Consider the following 8,570-nt stretch of genomic DNA (forward strand, 5'->3'; position numbering starts at 1 on the left):
GGTTCAGCTTGCATAGGTGTCGGCTGACACCCAGTCATCGGGGGCAAGTCGAATCGTCGCACCGCCCCTCCCACATTGACTTGCGTTGTTTTGTAGAGGGTATTGTCAGCCGTATACCGGGTAGTCCGTGTAACCCTGCTCCGACCCACCGTACATCCCCTCAGCCCGCAACGAGTTCAGCGGCCAGCCGTTGAAGATCCGCTGTGGCAAATCCGGGTTGGCAATGAATGGCCGGCCAAACGCGATCAAGTCCGCCAGCCCGGCACTCACCAGTTTCTCGCCACGCTCTGCGGTGTAACGCCCGGCATAGATAATCCGCCCGCTGAAGGTCTCACGCACCGCTCGACGGAAGGTTTCCGGCAACTCTGGCGCATGGTCCCAATCGGCTTCGGCGATGGAAACGTAGGCAACACCCGCCGCTTCCAGCACTTTGACCGCTTCGATATAGGTGGTGTGCGGGTCTTCCTCCACCAGGCCGATATACACGCGGTCCTGGTCGGTGCCACTGAACAACGGTGAAAACCGCACACCCAGGCGCTGCGGGCCCACCGCATCGCTGACGGCCTCGACAATCTCGCGCAGGAAGCGCAGGCGATTGTCCAACGAGCCACCGTATTCGTCGTCGCGCTGGTTGGCGTGGGCCGAGATGAACTGGTTGACCAGATACCCGTTGGCCGAATGAATCTCCACCCCGTCAAACCCGGCGGCAATGGCATTGCGCGCCGCGTCGGCGTACAGCCCGACCAAGTCCTTGACCTCACCCGTACTCAACGCACGTGGCACCGGCGGTTGCACCAGTTCACCCGCGCCCGGTGCGGTTTCGATAAAGGCCTTGGCCTGCAAGGGCTGGATCGCCGAGGGCGCAACCGGCGGTGCCCCCTCAGGCTGTAGACCGTGATGAGACACACGCCCCACGTGCCACAGCTGGGCAAAGATCACCCCGCCGTCGGCATGCACCGCGTCGGTGACCTTGCGCCAGCCGTCGACTTGCGCCGCGCTGTAGATACCCGGCGTCCACGCATAGCCCTGGCCACGTGGCTCGATCTGCGTGCCTTCGCTGACCATGAAGCCGGCGCTGGCGCGCTGTCGGTAGTACTCGGCCATCAGGTCGGTGGCGATATCACCCGGTTGGGCGCTGCGCTGGCGGGTCAGCGGTGGCAGCACAATACGGTTGTTGAGGGTGTGCTGGCCCAGTTGTATCGGGGTACTGAGAACAGTGTCGGTCATGTGAGTTTTTCCAAATTGCAGACGAGCGAAAGCATTGGCGACCGATAACAGTCGCCAATGCTTGCAGCGGTTTAGTGAGTTACGCGGTGAGTTTCAGCAGCGCCTTGGCCACATCGCTGGAGCTGCCGGGGTTCTGCCCGGTCACCAGCAAGCCGTCGACGATCACAAAGGACTGCCAGTCGGCGCCCTTCTCGTATTGGCCGCCGAGTTTCTTGAATTCATCCTCCACCAGGAACGGCACCACATCGGTCAGTTCCACCGCCGCTTCCTCCGAGTTGGAGAACCCGGTGACGCGACGACCCTTGACCAGCGGCTCGCCATTGGCTGCCTTGACGTGACGCAAAGCGCCCGGCGCGTGGCAGACAAAGCCGATGGGCTTGCCGGCGCGCTCAAAGGCTTCAATCAGCTTGATTGAGACCTGCGACTCTGCCAGATCCCACAACGGGCCATGGCCGCCTGGGTAGAACACCGTGTCGAAATCGGCGGCGTTGACCGTGTCCAACTTGACCGTGTTGGCCAGGGCTTGCTGGGCGGCCGGGTCGGCGGCGAAGCGGTGGGTCTGTTCGGTCTGGAAGTCCGGCAGGTCGCTGACCGGGTCCAGCGGCGGCTGACCGCCCGCTGGGGATGCCAGCACGATCTCGGCGCCGGCGTCCTTGAACGCGTAATAGGGTGCTGCAAACTCTTCGAGCCAGAAGCCGGTCTTGCGGCCGGTGTTGCCCAACTGATCGTGAGAGGTCAAAACCATCAATACTTTCATTGTCGAGTGCCTCGGGATGACTGTGGGTTGAAGCTTAGGAGCCAGGGCGCCCAGGCACAATGTCATATCCGCAAGGTTTTCGGACATGGCCCGATGGCAGTTGCCGTTTGGCCGCCAGCCGCCGACAATCGCCTTTCCCGCGCCCCTTGGAGATTGACGATGCACAGCGTTGCGCTGCTGGTTTACGCGAATTTCGAATGCCTGAGCCTCAGCGTGGGTTCGGTGTTTGAATGCGCCAACCTGTTGCAGGGCGAACAGGCCTATGAATTTCACCTGGTGTCCGAAAGTGGCGGCGCGGTGATGACCTCCCAGGGCTTTTCGGTGAACACCACACCGATTCGCTCCGAGGGGTATGACACGTTGATCGTCGGCGGCTATATGGAGTTCCGCCTGCCGGAAGCCAGCCTGCTGGAACAGGTCAAGTTCGCCTCCACCCAATCACGCCGGGTGGCCTCGTTGTGCATGGGCATCTTCGTGCTGGCCGACGCTGGTCTGTTGGAGGGCAAGCGCACCACCACCCACTGGATTCACGCACCGGCGTTTCGCAAGCGCTACCCGCATATTCAGTTGGAAGAAGACAAGCTGTTCGTGGTGGACGGCCAGATATGGACCGGCGCCGGCATGAGCGCCGGGGTAGACCTGGCACTGGCCATGGTGGAGAACGACCTGGGCAGCGACCTCGCCCGGCGCATTGCGCGCAAACTGGTGATTGCCCAGCGCCGCGGCAGTGAGCAATCGCAACTCTCCGCGTTGTTGGAACTGGACCCCAAATCCGACCGCGTGCAACTGGCCCTGGCCTACGCCCGCGAAAACCTCACCCACGATTTGTCGGTGGACGCCCTGGCCGATGTGGCGCGCCTGAGCCCACGCCAGTTCAGCCGGGTATTCCGCGAAGAAACCGGGCAGACCCCGGCCAAGGCCATCGAGTCCTTGCGGGTCGAAGCCGCCCGGGCGCTGATGGAAACCAGCCGCCACCCGGTGGAGGTGGTGGCCCGCGAAACCGGCTTCGGGGATCGCGAGCGCATGCGCCAGGCGTTCCTGCGCGCCTTCGGCCAGCCGCCCCAGGCGATGCAACAGGCGCTGTTCAATCCAGGCTAGGTTGGTAGCCGAACAGCGACTTCACCTCCAGATAATCCTCCAGGCCAAACACGCCCCACTCGCGCCCGTTACCCGATTGTTTATAACCACCAAACGGCGCGCCGTTGTCGGCCTTGCTGCCATTGAGGTGGACCATGCCGGTGCGCAAGCGCCGCGCTACGGCCCGTGCGCGCTCCAGGCTGCCGGCGGTGACATAACCCGAAAGGCCATAGGGGCTGTCATTGGCAATGGCGATGGCCTGGTCTTCGCTGTCGTAGGGGATGATCACCAGCACCGGGCCGAACACTTCTTCACGGGCGATGGGCGATTGAGGGTCGACATCGGCAAACACCGTGGGCCGGGCGTAGAAGCCCGTCGTCACGCCAGCGGGGCGCCCAACACCACCGCATACCGGCGGCCTATCCACGGCGCCCAGCAATGCCTGCACCCGCTCGTACTGCGCCTGGTTGGCCAACGGTCCCATGGCCGTCGCCGGCTCGCTGTCGTCAAAGCACATTTGCGCCGCAACCTCCCGGGCGACGTCCACCGCACGCGCCTGCAACCCACGGGGCACCAGCAGGCGTGTCGGCGCGTTGCACGACTGCCCGCTGTTGCGAAAACAACTGCTGACGCCATGGCGCACGGCCGCGTCGAAATCCGCATCCGCCAGGATCAGGTTGGCCGACTTGCCGCCCAACTCCTGGGACACGCGCTTGACCGTATCCGCCGCCGCTTTGGCCACGGCGATGCCCGCCCCGGTGGAGCCGGTAAACGACACCATGTCGATCTCGGCATGCCGGGCGATGCCATCGCCAATGCACGGCCCGTCGCCGTTGACCAGGTTGAACACGCCCTTGGGCACGCCGGCCTGGTGCAGGATATCCGCCAGCAGCATGGCCGAAAGCGGCGCTTTTTCGCTCGGTTTCAACACTACCGTGCAGCCCGCCGCCAACGCCGGGGCGAGTTTGCAAGTGAGTTGGTTGAGCGGCCAGTTCCACGGTGTGATCAGCCCGCACACGCCAATCGGCTCGCGGCTGATCAGGGTGTTGCCGTGGGGTTGGTCGAAGGCATAGTCCTTGAGCAGTTCATAGGCACGCGTCAAATGACCGAGCCCCGCCGGCACATGGGCACTCCGCGCCAGGGATAACGGTGCGCCCATTTCCTGGTGCACGCACAGCGCCAAGGCTTCGCTGTGCGCGCGGTAGCCGTCGATAATCGCCGCCAGCAGCGCCAGGCGTTGTTCGCGAGTCCACTGCGCGTAGCCGTCGAAAGCGCGTCTTGCCGCGGCCACGGCCAGGTCGAGATCCGCTGCGCTGCCCAGGCTGATGCGGGCGATGGCGCGTTCGGTAGACGGGTCGATCACCGGTAAGGTTTGACTGCCCAGCGGCTTGACCCACGCACCGTCGATATAGAAATCCAGGGTGTTCATCGGGTTGCCTCAAGCGCCTGGGCCAAGGTGCGGAAAATCAGTTCGATCTGTTCTTCACTGACGATCAATGGCGGCGACAGGACGATGTTTTCCCCAGAGGCACGCACCAGCACACCCGCCTCGAAACAGCGCTGGGCCACTTCACCGGCCCTGGCCCCCGGCGCGCCCTCGCGGGGCTTGAGTTCCACCGCGCATAACAAACCAATGGCACGCACGTCGTGCACCAGCGGGTGGTCACGCAACGCCAGTGCCGTGGATTGCCACAGCGGGGCAATCTGCTGGACGTGGGCATTGATGCCCAGTTCTTCATGTACGTCCAAGGTGGCCAAGCCGGCGGCGCAGGCCAGCGGGTGGGCGGAATAGGTGTAGCCGTGCATCAACTCGATAGCCTGTTCCGGACCTTGCATGAAGGCCTCGTACACCGCGCCGCTGACCAACACGCCGCCCATGGGCACGGCGCCGTTGGTCAGGCCTTTGGCCAGGCTCATCAGGTCTGGCGTTACACCAAACGCCTGGGCGGCGAACGAATGCCCCACGCGACCAAAGCCGGTGATCACCTCGTCGAAAATCAGCAACACGCCATGGCGATCGCAAATCTCGCGCAGCTTTTGCAGGTAGCCCAACGGCGGCGCATACACGCCGCCGGAACCGGTGACCGGCTCGACGATCACCGCCGCCACCGTGGCCGGGTCGTGCACCTCCAGCAGTTGCAGCAAGGCGTCGGCGTAATGCGCGCCCTGCTCCGGCTGGCCGACGCTGAACCGCGAACCGGCGTCGTAAGGCAGCGGCAAGTGCGCAACATCACCGAGCAACGGGCCGAAGTCGCGTTTCTGCCGACCAATCCCCGACACCGACAAACCGCCAAAGCCCATGCCGTGATAGCCCTTGGCGCGACCAATAAACTTGGTGCGACGGCAATCACCTCGGGCCTGATGGTAGGCCCGGGCGATTTTGAGGGCGGTGTCCACCGCTTCGGACCCGGAGTTGGTGAAGAACACTTTGTCCAAACCTGCCGGCGCAGTCGCTACCAGCCGGTCGGCCAAGGTCAGCGCCGCCGGGTGGCTCATCTTGAACGAGGACACAAAGTCCAGGCGCCCCGCCGCTTCACGAATCGCCTCGACGATACGCGCCTGGCCATGGCCGGCATTGACGCACCACAGCCCGGCCATGGCATCCAGCACCTGGCGCCCGTCGGTGGTGGTGTAGTGCATGCCGGCGGCGCTGTCGAACAGCATCGGCTGGCGATTGAACGGACGCATCGCGGTAAACGGGGCCCATAGGGAAGAGGTCATTGGGTGTACTCCTTAAAGCTGAATGCGGGTGCCGGTGAGGGTCGGGCGTTGCAGGGCACCGGCGTTGGTGTTGACGCCACGGTCAAAGCGCAGGCGCCCGTCCTGTACGCGGCAAGTGACGTGATCACCGAAGGCGGTTTCGACAAAGCGCCAATCCATCAGTAATGCCCCTTCGGCGGACCAGCGCGCCTGGGCGATCACCGGGGTGTGGTCGGGTTGGTATTGGTGGTGCAAGTAGTTGCCGGTCAAGCTGGTGACGGTCTCCAGCGGCTGCTGGAAACCGGCGCGCAGGTGGTGGGTGCCACGGTGGTCCACCAGGGTGAAGTCGCAGTGATCGGCGTGAAAATCGAAGGCGATCTCCTGCACGCCGTCTTCGTTTGGCTCGACGGCAAAACGGCCCTGCATGGCCGTGCTGGCGGGCGAGGTCTTCAGACCTTGCAGCGTGGGCAGGCGCAAGCCGTCGAGCAGTGCGTCCAACTGCGCCTGATGGTTTTGCCCATCCACAGCGGTGCGGCCCAAGGCCGGGAACAGGTGCTGCCACAGCGCCGCATGCAGGCGCTTCTCCCCCAGGCGCAAGCCGCTGGTGAACACAATCACGGTGTCCTGGTCCGGCAGCACCATGCAGTGCTGGCCGAACACGCCCGAGGCGTAATACCCGCCGTGTTCGGTCATCCACCATTGGTAGCCGTAGCCTTCGCGCTGGGCCTCATTGGCTTTGTTTTTGTCACGCGGCAGGTATTGCTTGCCGTCGAACTCGCCCATCCACACGTCTTGCACCTGGTTGCGCGTGGCTTCGGCCACCCACTGCGGCGACAACAGCTGGCGCCCCTGCCATTGCCCGTGGTTAAGGTGCAGCACGCCGAATTTCAGCGAGCCTTCGCTGGTGCAACTCAGGCCATTGCCGCCAGAGTTGTAGCCGCCGGGGGCCAAGTCCCACTCCAGATGGTCAAGGCCCAAGTGATCGAGCACGCGTTGCTGCAACAATTCGTGCATGGTCTGCCCGGTGACTTGGGTGACGATGGCCGACAACATAAAGCTCGACGCGCTGCTGTAGATAAACGACTGACCCGGCGGCTCATCCACCGGTTCATTCAGGAACGCCTCGACCCAGCTGGTTTGCAGGTTGCGCCAGTCACCACCGGAAATGCCACGGGTGTGGCCGGTGCGCATGGTCAACAGGTCTTGCACGGTCATCGCCGCCAGGTTGGCGCTGATCGGTTGCGGGCACAGCTCGGGGAAGAAGCCGACCACCTTGGCGTCAAGGCTCAAGCGACCGTCGTCGATCAACAGGCCGATGGCGGTGGCGGTCCAGCTCTTGGTCGCCGAATGCTGCACATGCATTCGATGGGCCGAATACGGTTGCCAGTAGGCTTCGACCACCACGGCGCCCTGGCGATACAGCAGGAAGCTATGCAGCTCCAGGCCCGCGTCGGCGACGGCCTGGAGGAAGTCGACAACACCGGCCGGGTCGACGCCGCAGTCGGTGGGCAAGGCCCGGGGCAGCGGGATGTAGGTCATGATCGGTCCTCAATAATGTTTTTATATTTCAAATAATGCAGATAAAGATTTATTCGCTGCGGCCCGAATGTATTTGAGCCCTCTATAATCCAGACTTTCCGGGTATCCTTGCCTCCCCCGTTACAGGAACGATTGCGCGCCATGTCCCAACTCACCTCGCTGCAGACCAAAGTCGCCGGCCAGATCCTGGCCGCCATCACCAGTGGCGACCTGCCGCCCGGCCTGCACCTCAAAGAAGTGGAACTGGCCCAGCGCCTGGGCGTCTCGCGCTCGCCGATCCGCAGCGCGCTGGTGTACCTGGCCGAACAGAAAGCCATCGAACCCCTGCCACAACAGGGCTACCGCGTGCCGCTGGACGCGGCCACCGTGCGGGTGCAGCCGCTCAGTGAGTTGCACAACGAAGAAGACGAGCTGTACACCCGGTTGATCGACGACCGACTGAACCAGGTGCTGCCTGACCACATTTCCGAAAGCGACCTGCTGCGCCGCTACGGCGTCGGCAAAAGCGTGCTGCGCCGCTGCCTGCTGCGCCTGTCGGATGAAGGCGTGATGCAACGCAAACACGGCCACGGCTGGCAATTCCTGCCGACCCTGAACAGCCCGCAGACCCGTTTTGAGAGCTACCGTTTTCGTATGTTGTTGGAGCCCGCCGGTCTGTTGGAGCCGACCTTCAAGATCAACCCCGAACAATTCCGCCGCTGCCGCGAACGCCAGCTGGAACTGCTGGAAGGCAAGGTGGATGGGCAACGCTTTATCGAATACAACGCCGAATTCCACGAACTGCTGGCGGCGGCATCGGGCAATGGCTACATCCTGCAAGCCATCCAGCAACAGAACCGCCTGCGCCGCTTGACCGAGTTTCACACCGTGAGCAATCCGGAGCGGGTGAAGGTGTCGTGCTGTGAACACCTGGCGATCCTGGATGCGCTGGAGCAAGGGGATAACGAATGGGCGTCGACATTGCTGCATCGGCATTTGGATGTGGCGAGCAAGTTGCGGGTGGCCAGGAATAAGGGCTAATGGGCTGGGCGCTGTTCTGGAAGACCGAGGTGCGGCCTTCGCGAGCAAGCCCGCTCCCACATTTGGATAGCGTTCGACACACCCTATCGGTCGGCTATAAGGCCGCCGCGTTTTGGCATTTGAGAATGCAGGACAAATGTGGGAGGGGGCTTGCCCCCGATTAGGGAGTGTCAGCTGACCATTTTTTAACTGACACACCGCCATCGGGGGCAAGTCGAATCGTCGCACCGCCCCTCCCACATTTAAACCT

The 8,570-nt window shown here is 63.4% G+C and carries 7 protein-coding genes; 2 read left to right on the forward strand and 5 right to left on the reverse strand.

Annotated elements, in window-relative coordinates; translation table 11 throughout:
* Window positions 1–105: 105 nt before the first annotated feature.
* Both DYL61_RS30705 and DYL61_RS30710 read right to left on the reverse strand, forming a co-directional pair.
* Window positions 106–1,227, reverse strand: a complete 1,122-nt coding sequence (locus tag DYL61_RS30705; RefSeq protein WP_135311506.1) for an alkene reductase — start codon at window positions 1,225–1,227, stop codon at window positions 106–108.
* Window positions 1,228–1,306: 79 nt separating this feature from the next.
* Entirely contained in the window at window positions 1,307–1,984 is a 678-nt protein-coding gene (locus tag DYL61_RS30710) for a type 1 glutamine amidotransferase domain-containing protein (protein WP_135311507.1), read from the reverse strand.
* 159 nt (window positions 1,985–2,143) lie between these two features.
* Here DYL61_RS30710 and DYL61_RS30715 point away from each other — a divergent pair, with 159 nt between their 5' ends.
* Window positions 2,144–3,082, forward strand: coding sequence for a GlxA family transcriptional regulator (locus tag DYL61_RS30715; protein WP_135311508.1), 939 nt, complete (start codon window positions 2,144–2,146; stop codon window positions 3,080–3,082).
* Here the strand turns inward: DYL61_RS30715 and DYL61_RS30720 are convergent.
* Genes DYL61_RS30720 through DYL61_RS30730 form a run of 3 tightly spaced genes read right to left on the reverse strand, consistent with a single transcriptional unit; the run spans window position 3,069 to window position 7,300 of the window.
* Window positions 3,069–4,490, reverse strand: a complete 1,422-nt coding sequence (locus DYL61_RS30720) for an aldehyde dehydrogenase family protein (RefSeq protein ID WP_135311509.1) — start codon at window positions 4,488–4,490, stop codon at window positions 3,069–3,071. The two genes, DYL61_RS30715 and DYL61_RS30720, sit on opposite strands and share 14 nt — an antisense overlap.
* Complete coding sequence (gene aptA / locus DYL61_RS30725; protein ID WP_135311510.1) at window positions 4,487–5,782, reverse strand: omega-aminotransferase AptA; 1,296 nt, start codon at window positions 5,780–5,782, stop codon at window positions 4,487–4,489. Before aptA ends, DYL61_RS30720 begins: the two co-directional genes overlap by 4 nt.
* A gap of 12 nt (window positions 5,783–5,794) precedes the next feature.
* On the reverse strand, window positions 5,795–7,300 hold the full coding sequence (locus DYL61_RS30730; protein WP_135311511.1) for a serine hydrolase domain-containing protein: 1,506 nt from the start codon (window positions 7,298–7,300) through the stop codon (window positions 5,795–5,797).
* Between the two features lie 141 nt (window positions 7,301–7,441).
* Between DYL61_RS30730 and DYL61_RS30735 the strand changes: the two genes are divergently transcribed.
* On the forward strand, window positions 7,442–8,320 hold the full coding sequence (locus DYL61_RS30735; protein ID WP_135311512.1) for an FCD domain-containing protein: 879 nt from the start codon (window positions 7,442–7,444) through the stop codon (window positions 8,318–8,320).
* The last annotated feature ends 250 nt before the right edge of the window (window positions 8,321–8,570 follow it).

The organism is Pseudomonas nabeulensis, assembly GCF_004682045.1.
Taxonomy (GTDB): Bacteria; Pseudomonadota; Gammaproteobacteria; order Pseudomonadales; family Pseudomonadaceae; genus Aquipseudomonas; species Aquipseudomonas nabeulensis.